Origin of the sequence: Aureimonas glaciei (assembly GCF_014643375.1) — a bacterium.
Taxonomy (GTDB): Bacteria; Pseudomonadota; Alphaproteobacteria; order Rhizobiales; family Rhizobiaceae; genus Plantimonas; species Plantimonas glaciei.
Genome location: NZ_BMJJ01000002.1, coordinates 152540 through 178472, shown reverse-complemented (window position 1 = coordinate 178472; position 25933 = coordinate 152540). Strand labels below are relative to the sequence as shown.

Below are 25933 nucleotides of genomic sequence, written 5' to 3'. Positions count from 1 at the left end.
GCTCGTTTGTGGACTGCCTAAGGCGCCGGATTAGTGGGCGTTAGGGCGGTCCCGGCACTCGGTGCGGTCGCCGTGCCGCTCAGGCTGACCGCCACGTTGGCCGTCGTTGCGGTCGGAGTGTTGCCGTTCGCATTCCATGTGGCCACGGCGTCGTCGTCAAGTCCGGCTCCACCCTCGACAAAGCCAGTCAGGAAGATTCTGGGATCGCTCGTGGCGTCGAGATCGCTGACGCGCAGCCGAAGAACGAGGGGAGTCCCGCCGGTCACCGAGTTGTTGACAATGTTGACGTATACTTGGTTCGTCTCCCCGGTGGCGGAGGACCCGGATTGGACGTTGACACCGGTGAGGACCAGGGGCGGCGCGGACAGACTGTTGCTGTCGAGCGTCAGGTCGAGCCGGGACGTGCCCTCTCGGGCGACCGCATCGACAACCCCGCTGCCGGTATTGTCTGGCGCCAGTGTCATCGTGTTGCGGCGGGCTTCTACGACGGCTTGGGAGGATTCCTGCGCGAGGACTCGCAGCCCGCTTCCGATGCCTGCGACCGTGATGTCAGTATTGTCGTTCACGCGGCCCATGATCGACGAGTTAACGAACGAGGTGATGTTGATTCCAGGGCCTCCTCGGCTGTGTATGACGTTACGGAGAATATTGAAATTGACGGTGGCCGTATCGTTGCTGTTGATGTCGATGCCGGTGCCGGTGCCGGCCTCGCTGTCGATCGTGCTGTCCGTGATGTCGACGCTGACCACCGAGTCATCTTCGCCGATGACCTGAATGGCCTGGGTGCGCAGGCGCAGGAAATCGCTGTTCAGGATGTTGATATCCGTCACCGGCGCGCCGCCGGCGCTGCTGAAGCTTCTGAACTGCAATCCGCCTTCGCCCAAGCCATTGGTTGCACCGCCCGACGAGACCGTCTGGGTATCGCTGAAGGTCACGTTGTCGAGGGTCAGGTTCAGGTTGACGTCGGTGTTGACGATGTCGAGGCTGTTGGTTTCCGAGAACGTGATGCTGGTGTTCGAGATCGAGGAAGTGCCCGACAGATTGCTGAATTCGATGCCGCTCTCGTTCGCCGCGTTCCCGGCCTGGGTGATGGTGCTGTTGTCCATCGTGAAGTTGCTGACGTTGAGGCCGGTGATGCCGTTATCCGCCGTCCCGCTGATGTCGACATTGCTGAGCGCGACGCCCGTGACGCCGCTGAGGTAGATCGCGGCGTTCGCCGCCGAAATGTCTAGATCCAGCGACGTGCCGTCGACGGTGTTGGCGTTGTTCAGGACCATGTTGCTGAGGGAGATGGCCCTCGCACTGCTGATCGATATGCCGCGATTGCTGATGCTCTGGATGACGCCACCCGAAGCATCTGCCGTGCCGGTGCCGGTGACGACGAGGCCTCCGTGGACGCCGGCGGTCGTGCCGGTGTTGTTGAGGAGGATGCCATTGGCGCCGCCGCTGGCCGAAATGCTCTGGAACGTCAGGTTGGCCAGCCCGATATTGGTGTTGACGACGTTGAGCGCCACGCCGGGGCCCGATGTGATCGTGTTGCCGGTCCCCTGGACCGTCACCGCGCCGCCGCCGGTGGCGTTGAAGCCGGTCGCCGATGTCGTGGTGATCCCCAGACCGCCGCCGGTGAAGTTGAACGTCGTGCCGCCGTTGTTCGTCAGGTTCACGGCGGCATTGGCACCGGTGTTGAGCGTCTTGCTCGCGCCGGAGAAGGTGACGGTGCCGCCCGTATTGGCATTGGCGAAGATGCCGGTGGCGCTTCCGGTCGCGGACAGGTTGCCGCTGAGGGTCACCGTGCCGGCGGTGCGGTTCTGGATATCGATCAGCCGCCCCGCCGAGGTCTTGGTGATGGTGCCGCCATAGGTGACGTTGGCGGACCCGCCGCTGGCGAGGAAGCTGGCGCCCGACGCCGCGCTGAAGGCACCCGCCGAGCCGAGATTGACGGTGCCGGTCACGCCGGCGAGGGTCGCGTTGTTCGTGCCACCGCTCGATGTCGTCGACAGGAAGTTGATCCCGGCCGCGATGCCGTTGAGGTTGATCGCTTGGGCAGAGGTGGAACTGAGCGTGCCGGTGGTGACGTTGACGGTGCCGCCGCCCGAGGCGACGAAGCCGGACGCATTGTTGGTCACGATGTCGATGTTGGCGAAAGTCGTGGTCGTGTTGGCGTTGGTGAGCGATACGGCGGTGCCGGTCAGCGCCGATCCGACGCCGAGGTCGACGGTGCCGGTGAAATCGACGGTGTTTGCGCCCGTGGCACCCGAAACAACGATGCCGTTGGTCGCGCCGTTTGCCACCACTGTGCCGCCAAAGGTGATGGCGCCACCGGTGCGGTTGGCGATGGTGACCGCCGCACCGCTGGTGTTGGTGATGGAACTCGTCGCATCGAAGGTGAAGGTTCCGGCGCCGCCGGTGATGTTCAGCCCGTTGACGGCGGAGACATCGACATTGGTGGCGTTGATCGTTCCGGCATGGGTGCCGGTGAAGGCGAGGCCGCCGCCGCCCGCGCCGGTGATCGAGACATTGGTCAGTGTGGTGGTGCCGGTGACGTTGTTCAGCTGGAGCGCCGTTCCGGTGGCACCGAAACTGATGACGTCGGTGATGGTCGTGCCGGCGGCGTTGAGCAGCATGTCGGAGACGTTGCCGGCGAAGGTGGTGTTCGTGATCGTGGTATTCGTCGACGGCGTGATCTCGATGCCGACGGTGTCGAAGTTGCGAACCGTCATGTTGTTGACGAGCGTGTTCGTCGCGCCGCCGCCATTGTCGTTGATGCCGCGGGCCGCGCCCGCGGGGTCGCCGTCGAGGATGAAGCCGTCGATGATGTTGTTCTGGCTGCCCAGGGTGATGACGTCCGCGCCGGCGCTGGTCGTCAGATTCGCAGCGCCGGACCCGATCGGGGCGATCGAAATGGTGTTGCTGGCGAGTTGGATCGTGGAAGGCACGGTCAGCGCCAGGTTGATCGGATTGTTGTTGCGGAAGCCGCGCACCTGTTCGCCGTTCGATAGCGACAGCGTGTTGTCGGCGTTGGTGCCCGCCGCGGTGATGGCCGAGCCGTTGTTGATCAGCACGATGACGTCGCCCGCGCCGGACGCGAGCTCCGCCGCTGCCAGCGTCGTCGGATTGGCGCCGTCGATGCCGGACCCGGACCCGCCGCCGCCCGCGCCATCGCTGTCGACGAAGTAGATCTGGCCGACGCCGAAGCCAAGGCCCGGGCTCGCCGGGAAGAGGACGTCGCGGAAATTGTAGGTGCCGGCGACGGGCGCCGCCGATGCGTCGATCCCCACGACAGCGGAAAGGGTCGACGACTGGTCCGTGGCCGATTCGCCGTCGCCATAGGTAAAGGCAAGGTTCGTCGTGGCGTTCAGGAAGACGCCGGTATTGACGCCGGCGATCGAGGAGCTGTCGCCCGCCAACGCTGCGTCGCCGAGCCGGACGACCGAACCGCCCAGCGCGCCCCGCAGGTCGACGCCGATACTCGTACCGGCGGCGGCATTGTTGGTGACGTCGAAATCGTTCGCGGTGACCGCGGCACCGACGGTCGCGCCATTGAGGTCGAAGGCGATGGCAGCGCTGTTGCCCAGCGAGATGTCGAGATTGGCGAAGGACGTCGCCGCGCCCAAGGTCCCGCTGATGTCGACGCCGCGCGTCGTGACGTTCTGGAGGTTCACGGTCCCGAGAGCCACCGTGCCGCCGCCGGTCGACGCCACGTTCGCCAGCAGGACGCCGTTCGCGGCGCCGTTGGCGGTCACACTGGAGAGGTTGAAGCCGCCGCCCGCGACGGTCACGCCATCGAGGTTGAGCGCAGTCCCAGTGCCCGTCGTCGCGATCGTTCCCGCCGCGACGCCGAGCGTCCCGCCGCCCGTCGCTGCGAAGCCCGTGCCTGTCGCCGACCCGATCGTCAAGCCGGCGCCGGTGAAGTTGACCGTCGCGCCGGCGTTGGTGCTGAGCTCGACGCCGTTCGCCGATCCCGTCGTTATCGATTGGGAGGTGCCGGAGAACGTCACCGTGCCCCCGGTATTGTCGTGGACGTAGACGCCGCGGGCGCCGGCGACGTTGTGGCTGATGGTGCCCGACAGCGTGATCGGACCCGACGCGACGGTGCGGCCGGTGATCTCGACGGCCTGTCCGGTGCCGCTGGAGATCGATCCGGCATAGGAAAGGGTCGCCGTTCCGCCGAGAACGCGGAAGCCGGTGTTTCCGGCACCGGCAAGCGTCCCGGTCCCGAAATCGAGCGTGCCGGCGACGTTCTGCAGGCCGATATTGTAGAGCGGCGACGCGGAAGAGGAGGTGCTGGCGAAGACGAGGTTGGCGGTATTGTTGGAGAGCGCCGCGGCTGCGGCGCCGGTCGAGGACAGCGTGTTTGCGGCATTCGTCGCGGTGATCGCGCCGCCATTGGTGACGATGCCCTGGCCGGTCCCGGTGGCGATCGACAACACGCCGGCGATGTTCATCGTGCCGCCGGTTTGCGTCACGCCGATTCCGGACGCCGTCTGGATGGTGGTAGCGCCCGTCATGGCGATGGCGCCCCCGGTCTGCGCCAGGCCCACGCCGATATTCGTCTGGATCGACGTTGTGCCGGCCACGGCAACCGTGCCGCTGTCGATCCGCGCGCCGCTGCCGGTCGACCCGGTGTTGTCGATCGTCACGGTGTTGAAGTTGAACGTGCCGGTGTTTCCGGGTGTCGCGTTGATGCCGTAGCCGGTCGTGCCGGTGATCGTCGTCGCGCCCGTGACAGTAAAGCTGCCGGCGACATCGTCGAAGATGATGCCGCTCAGGCCGCCGGTGGCGTTTACCGACGCGAAGGTCATGTCGACCGTCAGCGGATCGAGGCTGATTGCCGTGCCGTTGGTCGTGTCGACCGCGCCGCCGGTATTGTTCAGCGTGAAGTCATTGGGCTTCGGGTTCAGGACGCTGAGGCCGGTGCCGCCGTCATTGGCGATGGCGATAGCGCCGTAGTCGAGCAGGCCGAGCACGTTGGTGAAGGCGAGGCCGTTGCCGTTGACGCGCGCACCGGAGGTGCCGATCGTCGTGTTGCCGCCTGCCACCGACTGGAATCCGGCCGTCGCCGTGTCGCTGTCGATGGTCGCATCCGTGACCGCGATGCCGCTGCCCGTGCCGGCGCCGCCCTCGACGGTGAGCCCCTCGAAGCGGGTGATGCTGGTCGCTCCACCCGTGCCGTTGATCGCCAGCGCCGGCGCGCCGATGCCCGAGCGCAGGGTGAGGTTCGAGAGCGCGAGCTGGGTGGCGGTGTTCGACGTGAGGGCGACCCCCGATGCCGCCGTTCCGCCGCGGACCGTGCTGTCCTGCAGGATCAGCGCGGCGATGTTGGTGCCGCTGATCCCGACCGCGCCGCCGCCGTTCTCGATGACGACGCCGCTGATGCCGTTGCTCCCGGCAAGCGTAACGGTGGGCACGGCACTCGTCGTCGTGAGGGTCGGCGCGCCGAAGCCGGTCGGATCGTTGACGATCGTCCCGCCTGCCGGCACGCCGGTGAGCAGGAAGCTCGCGGGGGCGCCGCCGGCCGTGAAGCCGAGCTCGGCAAGGTCGACCGGGCCGTCACGGAAACTGATCAGCGCCTGGCCGGCGTCGAGGGACAGCGTGGTACCCGTGCCTTGCGCAGCAGAAGCGATGTCGATCGTGTCGGCAACGACGCCGGCAGTATTGTCGACGAGCACGATCACCTGCGCGCTGGAGGCAAGGGCGCCCGCGATGCTGCCCGGATCGGCGGCCGTGCCGGTCCCGGAGCCGTCGGCATCGACATAATAGTAGGTGATCGCACTTTCGAGATTGGTGGTATCCCCGGTCAGCACGGCGTCGAGGAAATTGTAGCTGCCACTGACCGGCAGCGTATCGATCGTGTCGATGACGCGGCCGCCGCCGAAGGTGGTAATGGCCGATTCCGCCGGCTTTGCGCCGTCGCCATAAATGAAGTTCGCAAGGTTCGTCGCGCCGGAGAGGACAACGCCGCGGGCGACGTTGAGGATCGTCGAAGTCACGCCGCCCGGATTGCTGTTCACCGTGTCGCCGAGCTGGATGACGCCGGTGCCGGTCGCGCCAGCGAGGTTGATTCCGAGCGTGGCGGGAAGATTGCCGCCGTCGACGTCGAAATCGCCGGCGGTGATCGAATTGGCAACCGTCGCCCCCGACAGGTCGAGCCCGAGCGTGCCGACCTTGAGGAGATTGATCTTGAGATCGGCGAAGCTGATCGCGCCGTTGGAGCCGCCGATGTCGACGCCGGCGTCGGCCGGGTTGGTGATCGAGGTGGCACCGAAGCTCACGGTTCCGCCGTTGCCGGTCAACAGGATGCCGTTGCCGGCGGTGGAGCCGATCGTCGTCGCGCCGAAGCCGATATTGGCCGTCGAGCCGGTGATCGAGATGCCATCCGAGCCAGCGCCGCTCGTTGCCGCGATCGAGACGGTGTCCCCTGCGAGGCTGCCGCCGCTCACATTGACCAGCGATATCGCGTCGGCGCCGACGGCGCCCGTCGCGGTCAGATTGCCGAAGCTGGCGCCGCCAGCCCCGAGGACGACGTTGTTCAGGCTGAGGATCTGACCGGTGGTCGTGGTGATCTGGCGGTTTCCGGCGGCGGCGACGTCGATCGTCGCGCCGCCGCTGGCGGTGAAGCCGGCGCCGGACGTGGTCGTGATGTCGAGGCCGCCGAGGAAAGAAACCGTGTGGGTGGCTGCGCCGGTGATGGACACCCCATTGCCGGTCGAGCCGGTCTGGTCGAGCGTCACCTGGCCGTTGAAGCTGTAGGTCGCCGATCCGGCCGCGTCCGAGATGGCGATGCCGCGGCCTGTGCCGGTTGTGCTGGCGGTGACGCCGGCGAAGGAGAGCGTGCCGGCATTGTTGGTGAAGGACAACGCATCGGCGGTGGCGCCGGTGACGGCCAAGACGGCGTTGACGCTGACGGCGGCGCCGACCGCCAGGTTCTGCACACGGTTGCCGCTGCTGCCGGTATCGGTGATCGCGCCGTCGAAGGTGATCGAGCCGCCGGTGATGGCCCCGGCCGCGCCGATGTCGAGCGCCCGTCCGCCGCCGGTATCGGTGATCGTGCCGCCGAAGACGATGGCTCCGGAGGTGAGGTCGATCTCGACCGCGCCGCTGCCAAAGGCCCCGCTGCCGGTATGCACGAGATTGGCGCCGATGGTGATGGTCGCGCTGCTGTCGAAAATGTCGACGGTGTCGGCGTCGTTGCCGGCCTGGGTGAACGTGCCGTTGGTGACGGTGATCGTGCCGGCGCTTCGCCTGATGGAGAGGAGGTCGCCGGAAAAGCCGTCGCTGGTAATGTCCAGATTCGAGAGGGCGATGGTGCTCGATGCGGCCTGATTGTCGATCAAGACGCTGACGGAACCAAACGGATCTGTCGCCCCGATCGACCCGCCATTGATGGTGACGTCGTTCGTCGCGCCGTCGATCACGACGCCGTCGTCGCCGGCTCCGTCGATCTCGATGCTGGCAAAGGTGACGTCGCCGTTGGCGCCGGTGAGTGCAATGCCGCTCTTGCTGGTGTCGTCGATGGTCACCGCACCGAAGCTGAAGGTCGCACTCGAATTGGTGATCGCAAGGCCGTCGAGGATGCCGCCGCTCGTTCCGGCGATCGACACCGTTCCAACCGAGACGCTGCCCCCGCTGACGCCTGCGAGGTCGATCGGCGTCGCGAAGACGGTGCTGGTCGCGGAGAGATCGCCGAAGCTGGCGCCGCCAGCCCCGATGACGACGTTGTTCAGGCCGAGGATCTGGCCGCTGGTCGTGGTGATCTGGCGCGTGCCGGCGGCGGCGACGTTGATGGTGCCGCTGTTCGCCGTAAAGCCGGTGCCGGACGTCGTCTCGATGACGAGGCCGCGGGTAAAGGAGACGGTGCGGCCGGAGTTGTTGGCAACGGTGACGCCATTCGCCGCCCCGGTGGTGAGAGACACCTGCGTTCCGAAACTGACGTTGCTGTTATTGATCAGGATGCCGCCGGCACCGCCGCTGGCGGTCACCGCGTTCCCGAAGACGCCGCCGATCTGGACGGTGCCCGTGGCATCGCTGATGTCGGCCGTCAGTCCGCCAACGGTCTTGGTGATGTCGTCACCATCGAAATTGATGACCGCGGATGTTCCCGCGATGCGCACCGCGGCCCCGGCTGCGCCGCTGTGGACGATGCTGCTGTCGATGGAGATGCTGCCGGTGCCGCCGCTGATGTCGACGCCATCGCCGGCGCCAAGCTGGGTGATCGTGCCGGGCCAATTCATGATGACGGCACCGGCATTGTTTGCCAGTTGGACAGCATCCGCGCCGTTCGCCCTCACATCCATGCCGCTGCTGGTCTGGACCGTACCCGAGACCGTGTTCTCCACGAGCAGCCCCGGGCCGCCATTGACGGTCGTGCCGCCGATCGACCCGCCCATGAACACAGAGCCGGTCGTGCCGCTGATCCGGACGCCTGCACCGGCCGCGCCGTCGACGACCGTGTTGAACATCGTGACCGTGCCGTTGGCGCCGACGAGATTGACGCCGTGGCCCGACGTATTGTTGATCGCCACCAAACTGAGGCCGAAGTTAACGATCGCGCTTGAGTTGTTGATCTCGATGCCGTCAGAACCCACACCCGACGTCCCGGCAATCGACACGGCGCCGCCAAGGAAGCTGGCGCCGCTGACATTGCTCAGGTTGATCGCGTCCGTATTGGCGACCGTGCCGCTCGCGGTCAGATTGCCGAAGCTGGCGCCGCCGGCCCCGATGACGACGTTGTTGAGGCTGAGGATCTGGCCGGTCGCCGTGCTGATCTGCCGCGTTCCGGCGGCGGCGACGTTGATCGTCGCGCCGCCGCTGGCGGTGAAGCCCGCGCCGGACGTGGTCGTGATATCGAGGCCACCGAGGAACGAGGTCGATCCGATGTTGGTCAACTCGACGGCGTTCAACGCGCCCGTGCTGAGCGTTACAGCGTTCGAGAAGGTGGTCGTGGTGGCGAGGGCGTTCGAGATCAGGATGCCGCCGGCACCCGCGCCGTTCGACGTCACCGTGCCGGCGTAGGTGAAGCTGCCGCCGGTGCGCCCGGACAGGCTTACGGCCACCCCGCCGGTGTTGGCGATCGAGCTCAAGCCGTCGAAGGTGAAGACGGCGTCGCCGCCGGTGACGGCCAGCAGCGAGGCGCCGCTCAGGTCGACATTCCCAGCGTTTACGGTGCCGGCCGCGTTCTGGAACAGCAACGCCCCGCCCGCCCCGCTGCTGACCGAGACATTGGTCAACGTCGTGATACCGGTCAGATTCGGCAGCTGCAGCGCCGGGCCGGTGAAGTTGCCGATCGTCATGTTCGAGATCGTCAGGTCGGCCGCGCCAAGGCCAATGATGCCGCGCGCCGCGCCGGCCGGACTGCCGTCGAGGATGAAGCCGTCGATCAGGTTGCCGGAGGCGCCGAGCGTGATGACGTCGTCGCCGGTCCCGGAGGTGAGGGTCGCCGCGCCGCTGCCGGGGTCGCTGAGCGAGAAGACACTGCTGCCGAAGTCGATGCCGGTCGGGGCGGTGAAGCCGATCGAGACCGGGCCGTTGGCGAAGCCGAGGACCTGCTGGTCGTTCAGCAGCAGCAGGGTGTTGTCGGCCCCGGTCGCGAAAGCGGAGATCGCCTGGCCATTGTTGACGAGGACGATGATGTCGCCGACGGCCGCATTGGCTTCGGCATAGCCGAGCGTCGCCATGTTGGCGCTGTCGCGGCCGGTTCCGTCGCCGCCGCCCGTCGCCGCACCGTCGCTGTCCACATAGAAGACCCGGCCGATGCCGAAGCCGGAGCCCGGGCTGCCGTCGAGCAGCAGGTCCTGGAAGTTGAAGCTTGCCCCGGCCGGTACCGTGCCCGGCGCTGCGATGTCCACCGTCGCCTCGATCGTCGAGCCGCGGTCGCTGGATTCGCCGTCGCCGTAGGTGAACTGCGCAGCCGACCCGTTGCTGATGACCACGCCGGTCTCGACGCCGGCGATGCTGGACGACGCCCCGCCGGGATCGGTGTCGCCGAGGCGCACGATCTGGTTGCCGGCGACGCCGGTGAGGTCGACGCCGATCGTGGCGCCGCGGGCTCCGGCATTAATGACGTCGAAATCGCCCGCCGTGATTGCCGCACCGAGCGTCGCCCCATCGAGGTCGAAGGCCGTGCCGGTGCCGCCGGCAAGGCTGATGGCAAGGCTGGCGAAATCGAGGCCGGCCCCGAGCGTGCCGGAGACGTCGACGCCACGCGCGGTGATGCCGGAGAGGGTGACAGTCCCCAGATCGATGCCGCCACCGTCCGAGCCGACATTGTTGAGGCCGATGCCGATGGCCGCGCCATCGGCGGACACCGCGTCGAAGGTGAACCCGTCGGCGCCGATGGTGACGCCGTCGAGCCCGATGGCCTGCCCGGTCGTCGTGGTGATCCTGTTGCCGAGCCTCGCCGCCACGGCAATCGTTCCGCCGCCACTCGCGGTGAACCCGTCGCCGGAGGTCGTGTCGACGACCAGCCCATCGAGAAAGTTGATCGTGTGGCCGGCGTTGCTGATCAGCGTGACGGCATCCGCCGTGCCGGTCGTCAGCGACACCGGTCCCTGGAAGGACACGCTGCTGTTCTCGATGCGGATGCCGCCGGAGCCACTGGCTGTCAGCGTCAGCGGGAAAGCGATGGAGCCGAAATCGACGCCGCCGCTGGCATTGGCGATGTCGACGAGTACCCCGCCACCCGTCTTGGTGATGCTGTCGCCGCAGATTTCCACCGATCCCGCGGTTCCCGAAATGCGCACCGCCGCGCCGCCGGCGCCGCTGTGATCGATGTCCGAGCCGAAGCAGACCGTGCCGGTGCCGCCGCTGACGTCGACGCCGTCGCCCGCGCCGATCTGGGTGACGACGCTGCCGGCACTGACCAAGACGTCGCCGGCATTGTTGGCGAAGGTGTAGGCGTCGCCGCCGCTGGCCGTCACGTCCATGAACCCAAACGCGACGGTACTGCCTGCGACGGTGTTTTCGACCAGTATCCCGGCGCCGCCATTGACGGTCGTGCCGCCGACGGTTCCGAAGATCGTCACATCGTTCGTGGCGCCGCTGACCCGGATGCCTGCATTCGTGGAGCCGTCGACCACGGCATTGACGATCGTGACGTCGCCGTTGGCGCCGACCAGGTTGATGCCGTTGCCGGCGGACCCGCTGACGAAGAGTCCGCCGATCGAGATCGTCGCCGGCGAGTTGGTGATCGCCAGGCCGTCACCGCCGCTGTCGGTGATCGACGTGTTGCCCCCGAACGACAACGAGCCGCTGGCGCCGGTCAGCGAGATGCCGGCGCCGCTCGTGTTGGTGACGGTCAGGTCATCGGCGATGAGGCCGTTGATGGCGACGGCGCTGGTCACGCCGACCGAGCCGCCATCGATGCGGATGCGCGACAGTGTGTTGCCGTCGGAAAGGGTGACGACGGGGGCGGCGACCGTCGTGGTCAGCACGGGCGAGCCGTCGCCGGCGGTGTCCGTGATATTGCCGGCCGTCGCCGTGGTCTGGATGACGCCGGCACCCGCATAGGCAAAGCCGATGTCGAGCATGCCGTTCGGGGCGTCGAAGGCGCGCAGCTGCTGGTTCGCGTCGAGGGCGAGGCTGCCGCCGGCGCTGGCGGCGTCGATCGTTGCCGCGCCGACGGGGATCAGGAGCTCGGCATTGCTCGCCTGTGCGCCGGCGATCGAGCCGGGATCGCCGATCGTCGAGCCGGTGCCCGTACCGGTCGCGGAGAAATAGTAGGCGGTCGCGGGCACGAAGCCGGGGCCGGGCGCCGCCCCGAGGAAGTCGACGTCGAGGATGTTGTAGCTGCCGCCGGCAGGTCCGGGACTGGCGTCCAGCCGGTTCGTCGCTGTGATTCGGCTGCCCTCGTCCACCGAACTCTCGCCGTCGCCGAACAAGAAGTTGGCGATGTTGGCGTCGGCGAGTTGGATGCCGGTGGTGGGTCCCGCCGCATTGCCGCCGGCGCCGCCGATCGTGGCGCTCTGTCCTGCCCCGTTCGTGTCGCCGAAGCGCACGATGCCGGTGCTGGTCGTCAGACTCAGGTCGATCGCCGTCGTACCGGTGGGAGAGGTGCTGGTGAGGTCGAAATCCGTCGCCGTAAAGCCGGCGTCGAGACTGGCGCCGCCGAGATCGACGCCGGTCGTGTTGTCCGACTCCAGCGCGATCTGCAGGCTGTCGAAGCCGATCGCGCCGTTGGTGCCCGTCACGGCAACACCGGCAGCGCCGGGATTGGTCAGCGTGGTCGTGCCGGTGAAGGTCACCGTGCCGGCATTGCCCGACAGGGCGATGCCATTGCCGGCGGTGGCGCCGATCGCCGTAGCACCGAAGCCGATATTGGCCGTGGAGCCGTCAATCGAGATGCCGTCCGAGCCAGCGCCGCTCGTTCCGGCGATCGAGACGATGCCGCCGGAGAAGGCGCCGCCGGTGACGCCGGTGAGGCTGATCGCATCCGCATTGGCGACCGTGCCGGTCGCGGCCAGGCCGCCGAAGCTGACGCCGGTCCCGATGGCGACGCCGTTCATGCTGAGGATCTGGCCGGTGGTGGTGGTGATCTGGCGCGTGCCGGCGGCCGCGACGTTGATGGTCGTGCCACCCGACGCCGTGAAGCCGGCATTGGCGCCGGAACCGATCGACAGGCCGCCGAGGAAGGAAACGGTCGGCGTGCCGGCGCCGGACAGCACGACGCCGGTGCCAGTGCCGCCCGACGTGGTCACCGTTGCCTGGCCATTGAAGTTGTAGACCGCGGAGCCCGACGCCGCGGAGATGGCGATACCGGCATTGGCGCCGGTCTGCGTGGCGTTGACGACGCTGAAATTCGTCGTGCCGCCGGTGTTGCTGGCCGCGATGCCGCCGCCTGTCCCGTCAAGGTTCAGCGTGTTGGAGAAGCTCACCGTACCGCCGGAATTGGCGAGATTGACGCCGACGCCCGCACCGCTCTGCATGTGCGTGCCGGCGAACGTCACCGTGCCGGCGCTGCGGCCGGTGACCGAAAGGCCCGTGCCGATCGCGGTCTGGGTGTTGGCCCCAATGGTGACTGTGCCGCTGCCCCCGCTGACGGAGACGGCGCCCTGATTGGTTGCCGTATTGCCGATCGTACCGCCGGTCACCGTCACCGCGTTGGTGTTGCCGGTGATCGATAGACCGGCCCCGCCCGCGCCGTCGATGTCGACGCTGGCGAAGGTGACGTCGCCATTGGCGCCGACGAGCGCGATGCCACGATTGCCGGTGTTGTCGATCGTCGTCGCGCCGAAACTGACGGACGCACCGGCGCCGTTGATCTCGATGCCGTCGGAACCCGCACCCGATGTCCCGGCGATCGAGACGATGCCGCCGGAGAAGGCGCCCCCGGTGACGCCGGTGAGGTTGATCGCGTCCGCATTGGCGACCGTGCCGGTCGCGGCCAGGCTGCCGAAGCTGACGCCGGTCCCGATGGCGACGCCGTTCATGCTGAGGATTTGGCCGGTGGTGGTCGTGATCTGGCGCGTGCCGGCGGCCGCGACGTTGATCGTGCCGCCGCCGCTGGCGGTAAAGCCGGTGCCGCTGGTGGTGGTGATGACGAGGCCGCCGTTGAAGGCGACGCTGCCGGTGTTGTTTGCCAGCGTCACGCCGTTGGACGCGCCGGTGCTCAGCGTGACGACGCCGGTGAAACTGGCCGTGCTGCCGGTGGTGTTCTGGATCAGGATGCCGCCGGAGAGGCCGCTGGCCTGGATCGCGCCGGAGAAGCTGATCGTGCCGGTGGCATGGCCATCGATGGCGAGGATCTGACCCGCCGTGGATTTGGAGACCGATCCGGCATAGCTGACATTCGCCGTGCCGCCGGTGATCGCGACGGCGGTGCCGGTGGCGCCGCTGAGCGCGCCGGAGCCGAGCGAGACGGAGCCCCCGACATTGGTGAGCGCGACGTTGTTTGCCCCGCCGGTCGACTGGGTCGAGCTGAGATTGATGCCGGCGGCGACACCGTTCAGCGAGACCGCGGCCGCGCCGAGCGCCGACAGGGAGCCGGCGGTGACGTTCACCGCGCCGCCATTGCCGGCCGAGAGGGCGGTCACGCCCGTGGTCGCGACGCCGAGATTGGCGAAGGTAACGATCGAGGCCGTCCCGGCGTTGTCGATCGAGACGCCTGACGCGCCGAGCGCCGTCGTGCCGCCGAGATTGACCGTTCCGCTGAAAGTCACGGTGTTGGCGGCCAGCGCGCCGGAAATGGTGACGCCCCCGGCGCCGGGGCCATTGGAGGTCACCGTGCCGGCATGGGTGAAGCTGCCGCCCGTGCGGCCGGACAGGCTGACGGCGAGCCCGCCAGTGTTGGCGATCGAACTGGCGGCGTCGAAGTCGAGAGCGGCGTTGCCGCCGGCGACGGCGAGCGCCGAGGCGCCGGCGAGGTCGACATTCGTCGCGGTCACCGTGCCGCTCGCATTGTCGAAGCGCATCACGCCGTTCGCCGCGCCGGTCACCGCAACATTGGTCAGCGTCGTGGTGCCGGTGGCGTTCAGGAATTGAATGGCCGTGCCGGCGCTCGTCCCGGTGCTGGTGACATTGGTCATCGTGGTGTTGGCGCCGCCGATGACGAGGTCGACGGCGTTGCCGGAGAAAGCGATGCTGCTCAGCGTCGTGTTGGTCGCGGCGGGGAGGTTGATCCCCTGGACGCCGAAATTTCGGACCGTCATGTTGGCGATCGTCGTGCCGGATACGCCCGTGCCGGTGATGCCGCGCGCCGCGCCGGCAGGGCTGCCGTCGAGGATGAAGCCGTCGATCCGGTTGCCGGAAGCGCCGAGCGTGATGACGTCGGCACCGCTTCCCGATGTCAGGGTTGCCGCGCCGCTGCCGGGATCGGCCAGAGCGAAACTGTTGACGGCGAAGTCGATCCCCGTCGGGGCGGTGAAGCCGATCGCGACGGCGCCGTTGCCGAAGCCGCGAACCTGCTGGTTGGCAAGAAGAACCAGCGTGTTGTCGGCACCCGATCCGGCAGCAGAGATGACCGCGCCATTGTTGACGAGGACGATGAGGTCGCCGGCGACGGCGTTTGCCTCGGCAAAGGCGAGGGCCGCCGGATTGGCGCCGTCGCGGCCGGTTCCGTCGCCGCCGCCGGTGGCCCCGTCGCTATCGACGAAGAAGATCCTGCCGACGCTGAAGCCCGAGCCTGGGCTGCCGTTGAGGACCAGGTCCCGGAAGTTGAAGCTTGACCCGGCGGGCACGCTGCCCGGCGCCGCGATGCGGGTCGTTGCGTCGATCGTCGAGCCACGGTCGGTCGCGGCTTCGCCGTCGCCGAAGGTGAATTGCGCCGACGATGTGTTTGAGATGACCACGCCGGTCGCAACACCGGCGACGCTGGAGGATTGGCCGCCGGCATTGGCGTCGCCGAGGCGCACGATCTGGTTGCCGGCGACACCGGTGAGGTCGACACCGGTCGTGGTGCCGCGGGCGCCGGCATTGGCGACGTCGAAATCGCCCGCCGTGATCGCTGCGCCGAGCGTCGCGCCGGCCAGGTCGAAGCCGGTGCCGGTGCCGCCGGCAAGGCCGATGGAAAGGCTGCCGAAGGTGAGCCCGGCACCCAGGGTGCCCGCCACGTCGACACCGCGGGCGGTCATGCCGGAAAGCGTCACCGTGCCGAGATTGATCGCCCCGCCGGCGGCTGAGCCGACATTGGTCAGGGCGATGCCGGTCGCCGCCCCATTGGCCGAGAGCGTATCGAGGTTGAGACCGCCGGCGCCGATCGTCACGCCGTCGAGGCCGAGGGCCGTTCCGCTGGACGTGGCGATGGTTTCCGCGCCGGCCGTCGCTGTCACCGTGAGGCTGCCGCCACCGCTAGCGAGAAGGCCGACGCCCGTGGTCGTGCGGATGGCAAGCCCGTTGGTGACGCTGAAGCTGCCGGGGCCGCTGATCGAGACGCCGCCGCCCGCGGCTGCCGAGTTGTCGACCGACAAAGTCGTGAAACGGACCGTTCCGCTGCTGGCGGCAATCGAAACACCGGCGCCGCCGGTCGCCGTAACCGATGTGGACCCGGTGAAGGCGATGGTGCCGGAGGTTCCGGTCAGTGCGATGCCGGCGCCCGTGGTGTTGGCGATCCGGATCGTGTCCGCGGTGAGGCCGGCGACGCTGCTGCCGGCGATGCCCGACACACCGCCAGTGGTCGAGATCGACGATAGCTGGTTGCCGCTGGAAAGGTTGACGACGTTCGACCCGGCGGTGGTGGTCGTCAGCGTCGGCGATGCGCTGCCCGTCAGGTTGTTGATCGTGGCGCTGAGGGCGGAGATCTGGATGGTCGCCGGACCGGTGAAACCGACCCCCAGGGTTCCGTTGGCGGTCTGGAAGCCGCGCAGTTGCTGCGATGCCGCAAGGTCGAGGCTGCCGAGGCCGCCGCCATTGGCCGCATTGATGGACGTCGGTCCGATCGGGACGAGCACATTGGCACCGCTGGCCTCGGCGCCGCCCACCGAGCCGGGGTCGAACTGGGTGGCGCCGGTGCCGGTGCCGGTTTCCGAGAAATAGTAGACGGAGGCCGGGTTGAAGCCGGCGCCGGGCGCGGCGCCCAGGAAATCGACATCGAGGAAATTGTAGTTGCCGAGGGTTGGCGCGCTCGAGGCATTGATCCCCGTCGTTGCATTGATGCGGCTGGCGCGATCCGCCGTATCCTCGCCATCGCCGAAGGTGAAGGCGGCGTTGCTGCTCGCGTCGACGAAGACGCCGGTGGCGAAGTTGTTCAGGCTCGACGGGGTGTCCACGGCCGGGTTGGGCGCTGGCGAGACGCCGATGCGGATCGACTGGCCGCCGCTGACGCCGCGCAGATCGATGCCGATCGAGCCGGCCGGCGGCGTGCCGCCGGCACCCGTGGCGACGAACGATCGGGCGGTGAACGCGCCGGTCAGGACGGCGCCGTTGAAGTCGAGCGCGACGGCACCGGCCGCGACGCCGGTGATGCCGACATCGCCGAGGCTGATCGCTCCGTTCGTACCCGAAACGTCGATGCCGTTGCCTGCCGGAGCGGCGATGGCGACATTGCCGAACGACAGGCTTCCCGCCGAGCCGGAGACCGCCAGATTGGCGCCACCGGCAAGTGTGACCGGGCCGCCGAGAGCGTAGACGCCACCGACCCCGACGAAGCGTAGCCCGGTCCCGCCGGTCGCGGTGATCGAGGACGCGCTATCGAAGCTGACGCTGCCGGAATGGCCGGCGGTGACCGACAGGGCGGCACCGGCGCCCGAATGGGCGATGTCCGCGTTGATGCCCGCAAGCGCAACGGTGCCGCCCGTCAGCGCCAGCTGGCCGATCGTCGAATTCTCGATTCGCCCGGTACCGGTCGCCGCCGTCAGAGCGAGCGACGTGACTTGGCTGCTTTGGACGCTCACGCCGCTGATGCCGTTGCCGAACACCGCGATGGCACCAGCACCGTTGTCGATCACCGTCCCGAGCAGGGCGTTGTCGCTGCCGAGGACCAGCGTATTGCGGCCTCCCTCGGTCGTCGTCAGGCGGGGCGCGCCGCTGCCGGCATTGGGGTTGCGGACGATGTTGGCATCGATGCCGGTGACCAGCAGGTTGGCAGGCGCCCGGCCACCGCCCAGATCGATCAGGTCCCCCGACAGGAAGCTGACGACGCGCTGGCCCGACGCCAGCGTCACCGAACCCGGCGCGCCCTGGATCGCTGCGCCGGCGTCGATGACGTCCTGCCCGGCGATCTGGTTGTCGACCAGCGCCAAAACGTCGGCACCACTGGCGATCGCCTGCGCCAGCGTCCCCGGGTCGTTCGCGGAACCGTCTACAATGCCAGGATTGTTGCTGCCATCGGCGTCGACATAGAAGACCTTGATGCCCATCAGGTCGGAGAAATCGCCGACAAAGGTGACGTCGCGGAGATTGTAGAGGCCGGTCGTGGCATTGAGCCCGGCGATCTCGAGCGGCCGGGCGGCGTCGATCAGGCTGGCGCGCCCGTCGGGATCGGTGGCCGAGCCGTCGCCAAACTGGAAGAGGCCGGTCGCCGCGGCGTTTCGCAGGTCGATGCCGACGGCGACGCCGCTGATGATCCCGGACTCGCCCGTCGTGACGTCGAAAATGTTCGTCGAGCCGGAATAGTCGATCCCGACGGAGCCGGCGGCGCCCGTGCCCGTGATGTCGAGCGTCTGGAAGGCCAGCGCCACCCGCGTCGACGCGAAGCCTGCCTCGTCCGTCAGGTCGACGCCGGTACCGGTACCGAGGCCGGTGATGTCGACATTGCCGAAACGGACGCTGCCGTTGATCCCGGCAATGTCGATGCCGTCGAGGCCGGGATGGGCGATCGCGGTATCGGCGAAGGTGACCGTGCCGGCATTGTCCGCCAGCATGATGCCGGTGCCGCCCGGGTTGGTGATGGTCGTCGTCCCGAAGGAAATCGCCCCGGCATTGCCCGCGAGCTCGATGCCGTCCCCAGCGGCGGTCGTCACGGACGTGGTGCCGAAGGTGAGCGACCCGGTGTTGTTCTCGGCGAGGATGCCGTCGCCGCCGACATTGGAGATCGCCGTCGTGCCGAAGACGAGGTTTCCGGCATTGTTGGTGGCCACCAGGCCATCGCCGGCGGCGCCGCTGATCAGAAGGGAGTCGATCACCAGCGCCGGCGTGCCGGCGTCGCGGGCGATGATGTTGTCGAGGAACAGGCCCTCGCTGCCGCCGGATCCCTGGCCGGCGGCGTTCGTCGAGGAGACCGTGCCGAAGCGGGCGGCCAGCGCCACCGGATCGATGTCGATCGCGGTGCCGCCCACCGTGGTGATGGCCCCTGAATCATTGCCGAAACTGAAATCGCCGCCGGGCCCGCCGCGATCCCGGATGAACAGGCCGGCGCCGTTCGCGTTGGCGATGAGCAGGCTGGCAAAATCGAGGTCGCCGGCCACCTGGTTGAGGCGCAGGCCGTCGCCGAGGATGGCGGCCGGGTTGGCCGGGTTGCCGATGGTCAGATCACCGGCCTCGACGCGCTGGAAGCCGGCCGCTGCCGGGTCGGCGTCGAACACGACGCCGTCGAAGAGCACGCCGCCACCGCCAGCGCTGGCGACGCTGACGCCGCTGAAGCCGGTCACCGTCGTCGTGCCGCCGCCGAGGCCGTTCACGGCGATGCCGGGCCCGCCCGTGCCGGAGACCGACAGGCCGGTGATGGCCAGCGTGTTGGTGCCGGTGGTGTTGACGATCGAGAAGCCGGCGGCGGCGCTGCCGGCGATGGTGACCTGCTGCAGCGTCAGCGCGCCGACATTCGTGCCGGCGATGCCGTTGAGGCCGCCGGTGAGGGTCAGGGCCTGGAGTTGATTGCCCGCCGCAAGCGAGAGGACGTTTGCGGTCGGGATCCCGACGATCGTCGGTGCCGTCTGCCCCAGTTGGAAACTCGTGATGGTCCCGTCGGCGAGACGCACCGGGACGACCACGCCGCCGCCGACGAGACGCTGGCCGTTGGCAAGCGTCACGCCCGGCGTGTCGATCGTCCCGTTGCTCCCCTCGGCGACGATCGTGCCGTTCACGCCGGCCCGTTGCACGGCGTCTTCCAGAGTGGTCGGATCGCTCGGCGATCCGGTGCCCGCCGTTTCGGCACCGTCTGCGAAATAGATCGAATCGAGCGGCAGGCCGGTCAGCGGGTCAGTCACCACGCGGGGCTCGAGGCTTCCCGTCACCGTCGAGCGTGTCCGCTCGGACGTGTGGATGCGCGTCGTGCGCACCACGCGCTGTGTCATCCGCTCTTCGATCGGCGAAAGCACGCGTGCATCCGCGTCGGTGCGCGCGGGCACGCCGAGAGGAATGCGCAGGCGCATCTCGCCGGCGAAATTCGTGCCATGTTCCTCATCATGGGTGAGGCCTGCCGAAAGGATGAGGTCGGCACCCGGAACGCTCTCGCCCATCACATCGCGGACGCTGTATTCCAGTCGGCCGCTGACCCCGGTGAAGCCGTCGACGCCGTCGCCGTCGTAGTGATAGGCGCCGGCGAAGACCTTCAGCTGGTCGTCGAGCCGGTCGAAGCCGATCGGCAGGTTGACGCCGATCTCGCCCTCGACGCCTGTCAACGGCACCTCGTCGACCGTGATGCGGCGGCTCGTCACCTGTTCCACGAGCCGGTTGTCGAGCAGGGTCAGCGTTCCCGGCTGGCTGATCGCGACGGATTCGTCGGATATCCGGTCCGCGCCCGAGAAAGGCAGTTGCACGTTGATCCGCGCCTCGGCGGCGGTGCCGATCGCCTCCGCGCCGAGCGAGACGGCGCCGAACGTGTTCCCGTCCTCCGTCTGGGTCATGTCCAGGGCCACGATACCGCCGAGGATCAGGTCCGGGGTGACGATGGTGCGATAGCCGACGCCGAAGGTCCCGTAGACTTCGGAGTCGAAGTCGCCGTTGATCCCGGCGTCGATGAAGATCATCGAATCCTGATTCTGCAGCAGGGGAACGAAGAATTCGACTCCGGCTGCCGAATGCTCGCGTGCGGTGCGCCCGACAATGTCGGCGTGGGCGCCCCAAAGCGGCATCGTGGCCGTGGCTTCCTGTGCGCGTGCCGAGCCATTGGCCGAAACGCACATCAAGGCCGCCAGGCAGGTGCCTGTCATCAATCGCTGCGATCGCCGAGAACGCATGAGGTCCGATCCCCCTCCGGTTCAACCTCACGATCCGGAGCCTGAGCGGATATCAGCACAACTTAAAAGGGATGTCTAAAAATAAGACGGCGAGAGATTACGTTTCGGCACCACCGGCATCAGCGCAGCACCAACGGCTTCTCCCAAAGCGGCTCCAAACGATTGAACCAGTTCATCAATTTTCCGGCGTGGCACAATAGTCGCAGCGGGGCTTTTCTGTCATCAGAGGCCTCGATCCTGCACAAATCGATGCCGTCAGCTTAGAGTCCGGCTCAGGCAGCATAATTCAGGGAACAATCGGATGTGACGCTCAGCATGAAGGCAAGACCCGAATCTGGCGCGCACATCGGAGAACAAGTGTAACCTTTATATCGATCGCAGCGGGAATGGGCCCCAGATCTCAGTCGAGTCCTGACCTTGCCTCCGAGAAAACATTGCGGTGACAGAACAGGTTATAATAGCGCCACCATAACGCCGAGAACGGCGAAGCAAATCCCGTGCGCTGCGCGATTTCTTGATCGCTCGGGGGCAGAGCACTACCAGCCAGAGTCGGCTTGATCTTGGCGTCGAGGCAGCGACCAAGCGTGTCCGCGATCAGGACGTCGCCGGCTGGCCGCCCCTTCCCGGCCCGCGTCGTTTGGAGGGAGAGGCGGTAGCGGCCGGGCTTCGCCAGAGCCCCTTCCCTGTTCAGCACCTAGCCAGTGCCAAGCCGCTTTGACGTGAAGTGACCGCAACCGGCCTTGTACTGATGACCGGCGGTGAAAGTGGACACGCCCGTGTTCGCCGCAGGCAGTGGTAGTCGCTAAGTTCATGGCCGAAAGCCAAGCCCGTCTTACTTGCTCGCTTGAACGTCGAACTGTAGGATAGCAAAGGCATCTTCCGTCCGGCGCCCGGCACGGCCTATCTATCGGGAAACAAATGGCACTGGTGAAAACGTCGACCCTCGCGGGTAAGGGGCGCCCGCGCACTGGTGCCGTGGAAGAAGCGGCGAAGCCGGCGCCCAAGCCGAGGCGTCGGATCCTGCGACCGGCAGGATCGACGGAAACAGCCGCCGAGCGGATCGGTGCGGCGACGGAGGAACTGGCGAGCGGCCTGACGGAAGCGGCGGGCGCTGCCGAAGAGCTGCGCCGTGCCCTCGAGCAGATCGCCAGCGCTGCGGAAGAAGCGGCAGGGGCCTCGCATGAATCCCTGGCCGCCATCACCGCCCTGAACGATTCCTTTGCGCAGGCCCGCCAGCAGGCAGACGATTCCCGCATGCGAAGCCTCAGCCTGCAGACGCAGCTGACGGAAGCGGCAGCGCAGATCGAACAATCGGTCGCGGTGGTCGAGGCGAATGCCGGCCGCCAGCTTCGCTCGGTCGACATGATTGTCGCGCTCGAGGAACAGGCGACCAGCATCGGCCAGATCACCCGCACGGTCGCCGACATCTCCGATCAGACGAGCCTCCTGGCACTGAACGCGGCCATCGAGGCGGCGCGTGCCGGCGATCACGGCCGCGGCTTTGCCGTGGTCGCGGACGAGGTGCGGATCCTGGCGGAAACCTCGGAGAAGCGGTCGCGCGAAGTCCAGAACCTGGCGGGGCAAATCGGCAGTGAAGTGCGCTCGATCGCCGAACGCATCCGCGACACGGCGATGCGCGCCAGCGATGACGCGGCGAACGGCCGCCGTGTGTCGGCGGAGCTCGAGGGCGCGCGGGCGAGCCTCTCCTCCCTGGTGGAAGGCAGCCACCAGATTCTCCTGTCGACGATCGAGGCCGATTCGGCGGCCGGCGAAGCGGTCAAAGGCGCTGAATCCGTGTCGAGCGCCGCGGAGGAGCAGTCTGCCGCCGCCGCCCAGGCGCAGCGGGCGGTGCAGCAGCAGAGCCAGTCGCTCGACCAGAGCCGGGATACGGCACAGTCGCTCGCGGAATGGGCGGAGGCCCTGACTGTCGGCCAGGAGGGCAAACTCGCCGGCCAGTTCGGCGCCGCCGCCGAAGAACTCTCCTCGACGGTGCAGGAGCTATCCGGTTCCGCCACCGAAATCCTTGCCGCCATCGACCAGATCAGCCGTGGTGCCCATATCCAGGCGGCGGCCACGACGCAGTCAAATTCCGCCATGGCGCAGATCCAGAAGGCCGCCGTGGCGACGGGCGAGACCTCGCATCGCGCCCTCGACCAGATCCAGCAGACGCAAGCTCAGCTGCGCGAGAGCCGTGCCTCGGTTGCCAAGCTGACCGCGGGCGTTTCCCTCGCCCTCGACGAGGCGCGGGCGGTGCTGGGCCTGGTGGACATGCTGGACGATTCCGGCCGGCGGATCGAGACGATCGTTGACGGCCTCGCTTTGCTTTCCGTGCAGACCACGATGCTGGCGGTCAGCGGCTCGGTCGAGGCGGCCCGGGCCGGCGACCAGGGTCAGGGCTTTGCCGTCGTCTCGACCGACATTCGCGGACTGGCCCGCAATTCCGCCGACAATGCCGACCGGATGAAGGATCTCGTCCGCATCATCCAGGCGCAGGTGCTCGCCGTGCGACGCGATCTCGATCAGATCACCGCCGTCTCGGAGAGTGAGGTGCAGAAGAACCGGACGCTGGACGAGCGTCTCGCCGCCGTCGAGGCGACGGCTGAAATCCTGCGCAGCGCCAATGCCGATATCAATGCCGGCGCGGAATCCATCATCGCCACGGTGACCGAGGTGGTGAAGGGCACGCATCAGATCGCCGCCGCTGCTCAGGAGACCGGCAGCGCGACGACCGAAGCCGCCTCGGCGGCACGGCAGCAGGCGCAGGGGGCGGAAGATCTTGCTGCCGCGATCGAGGAAATCGCCCTGCTCGCGAGCGAACTGCAGACGGCGGGAAGCTGACGTGCCGCAAACGCGGACCCGGGAAAGCCACCTACTGACATTCCGTGTCGGCGCCACCGAATTCGCCGTTTCGGCAGCAGAGGTCGCCGAGGTCCTGCGACTGCCGAAACTGACCCGGGTCCCGCTGGCGCCCGCCGGGCTGCTGGGCGTTACCAGCCTGCGCGGCGCGATCGTGCCCGTCGTCTCGCTGGCCAAACTTCTCGGCGAGGAAGCCGCGCCTTCCACCGCCAGCGCGCGCGTCCTGCTTTTGCAGCTGGGCACGCCCATCGGCATTGCCGTCGACGCGGTCGGCACGCTGACGAGGATGCGATCAGATGCCCAAGGTGAAGCTGCGCCGGCCGCCGGCCGTCTTTTCGTCCAGGGTGGAAAGACAGTGCGCAGCATCACGCTGTCCGACCTGATCCAACGGGAATTTGCCGGGCTGATGCGGGGCGGCGGACGTGCCGAGGCGCCGTCCGCGGTCGTCGGAACCGCGCGGCGCGCCGAGGCGGAACGGGTCTTCCTGACCTTCGACCTTGGCGGCCAGAGCTACGCTCTGCCGCTCGACGAGGTCGCCGAGGTGCTGGCGGCGCCGCCCGAGATCGCGACGGTGCCGCAGACCGACCAGGCGATGCTCGGTGTCGTCACCCTCCGCGACGCGCTCCTGCCGATCGCCTCGCTCGGGGCCTTGCTCGGTCTTCGCCCAGGGCCGGCGGACAGAAGCAGCGTTCGCATCGTCGTTGCCCGCATCGGCAAGACGCGGGTCGGATTGTTGGTCGACCGGCTGCAGACGATCCTCCGAGCCGCGCCCGAGATGATCGACGCCGTTCCGAGTCTTCTGGACCGGGGGCTGGGCGAGGCGCGGATCACCTCCATATGTCGCCTCCCCAGCGGACGGGGCCTGGTGTCGATCCTGTCGGCCGAGCGCCTGTTTCGTGACGAAGCCGTCGCTCGGCTGCTTGCCGATACCGGCCAGGAGACATCCGCGATGAATGACCCGACGCAAAAGGGCGCGGTCGAGCAGGTGCTGGTCTTCCAGCTCGGTGCAGAAGAATACGCGCTCCCGGTGTCTGCCGTCGGCGAGGTCATGCGGCTGCCCGACAGGCTGACGCGGGTTCCCCGGGCGCCTTCCTTTGTCGAGGGCGTGATGAACCACCGCGGCAAGGCGCTCCCGGTCATCGACCAGCGGCGCCGCTTCGATATCGACGGCGAGAGCGTGCCGGAGCGTCGGCGGGTCATCGTAACCACGATCGGCGGGCTCGAGGCCGGCTTCGTGGTCGACAGCGTCTCGCAGATCCTCGGCCTGACGCCCGACCAGTTGCGGCCGACACCGGAGATGACGGCAGACGGCGCCAGCCTCTTCAGCCGGGTCGCCGATCTCGGCGACGGACGGCTGGTACTGCTGATCGAGCCGCGGGAACTGCTGGACCGCGCCGAGCGGGACCTTCTCGCCGCGCTCGACACCGGGGATGCGGTGGCCACGTGACCCGTTTGCTCGTGGTGGACGATTCCGCCCTGATCCGCCGCCTGTTCGGCGAGCTCTTCTCCGATACCGGCGGTTTCGAGATCGCCTTCGCCCGCAACGGCGTGGAAGCCCTCCAGCAGATAGAGGCCTTCCAGCCGGATGTGGTGACGCTCGACGTCCATATGCCGGAGATGGACGGGCTTGCCTGTCTCGACCAGATCATGCTGCTGCGGCCCTGCCCGGTGGTGATGGTCTCGGCGATGACCGAAGCGGGCGCCGACGTGACGCTCGAGGCCATGGTCCTCGGCGCTGTGGATTTCGTCCCGAAGCCCGGCGGGGCGATCTCGTTGAAGATGGACGCCCTGGGTCCCCTGCTCGTCGAAAAGGTGCGGGCCGCGGCGACCGCTCGCCCGCCCAAAGCCTACCGGTTGGCCGAACGCCTGCGGCGCAGGAACGGCGAGCGCAAGCCTGCCGGGATGGCCCTGCCGCAGCCGTCCGAGCGACCAGCCCCCCTGCCGCGTCCGGGGCCCTTCGATGGCTTGGTGCTCGTCGGCACCTCGACCGGCGGCCCTCCTGCCCTCGATGCCTTGCTCGGATGGTTGCCGGCAGATTTCCCCTGTCCGATCCTGGTGGCGCAGCACATGCCGGCAACCTTCACGGGACCGCTGTCCCGACGGCTCGACAAGCTCTGCGCGCTGACGGTGGTCGAAGTGACGCGTCCGACGCCGCTTGCCCCCGGCCATGTCTATATCGGCAAGGGCGATGCCGATCTGATCGTCGGCAGCCGTCCCTCCGGCCTCGTCGCGCTGCCGGCGCCCTCCAAGGCAGAGTACCGCTGGCATCCGAGCGTCGACCGGCTGGTCAGCACGGCGATGGACCATGTGGCGGCGGAACGCCTGATCGGCATCCTGATGACCGGCATGGGCAATGACGGCGCGGCCAGCATGACCGAGCTGCGCGAGAAAGGCGGGCGCACCATTGCCGAGTCCGAGGAGACGGCGGTGGTGTGGGGCATGCCCGGCGAGCTGGTGCGCGCCGGTGGCGCCGACTGGGTGGAGCCGCTCGACGAAATCGCCGGCCGCCTGCTCGAGCTGGTTGGATGAACCGG

At 68.0% G+C, this 25933-nt stretch carries 4 protein-coding genes; 3 read left to right on the top strand and 1 reads right to left on the bottom strand.

Annotated elements, in window-relative coordinates:
- Window positions 1-17: 17 nt before the first annotated feature.
- The gene (locus tag IEX88_RS04795; protein ID WP_188849446.1) at window positions 18-20516 is read right to left on the bottom strand and encodes a hypothetical protein; all 20499 of its coding nucleotides are present in this window, start codon (window positions 20514-20516) and stop codon (window positions 18-20) included.
- A gap of 945 nt (window positions 20517-21461) precedes the next feature.
- Here IEX88_RS04795 and IEX88_RS04790 point away from each other — a divergent pair.
- From IEX88_RS04790 to cheB, 3 genes are read left to right on the top strand one after another with little or no spacing between them, the layout of a single operon-like run.
- Window positions 21462-23381: a methyl-accepting chemotaxis protein gene (locus IEX88_RS04790; RefSeq protein WP_188849445.1), complete on the top strand. Its 1920-nt coding sequence runs from the start codon at window positions 21462-21464 to the stop codon at window positions 23379-23381.
- Between the two features lies 1 nt (window position 23382).
- Window positions 23383-24846: a chemotaxis protein CheW gene (locus IEX88_RS04785; RefSeq protein WP_188849444.1), complete on the top strand. Its 1464-nt coding sequence runs from the start codon at window positions 23383-23385 to the stop codon at window positions 24844-24846.
- Entirely contained in the window at window positions 24843-25928 is a 1086-nt protein-coding gene (gene cheB / locus IEX88_RS04780) for a chemotaxis-specific protein-glutamate methyltransferase CheB (protein WP_188849443.1), read from the top strand. The genes IEX88_RS04785 and cheB overlap by 4 nt, the downstream gene beginning before the upstream one ends.
- Window positions 25929-25933: the final 5 nt, after the last annotated feature.

Bases quoted from the DNA above. Each gene is read 5' to 3' on its own strand.
- IEX88_RS04795 (WP_188849446.1), bottom strand. From the start codon at position 20,516: ATGACAGGCACCTGCCTGGCGGCCTTGATGTGCGTTTCGGCCAATGGC.
- IEX88_RS04790 (WP_188849445.1), top strand. From the start codon at position 21,462: ATGGCACTGGTGAAAACGTCGACCCTCGCGGGTAAGGGGCGCCCGCGC.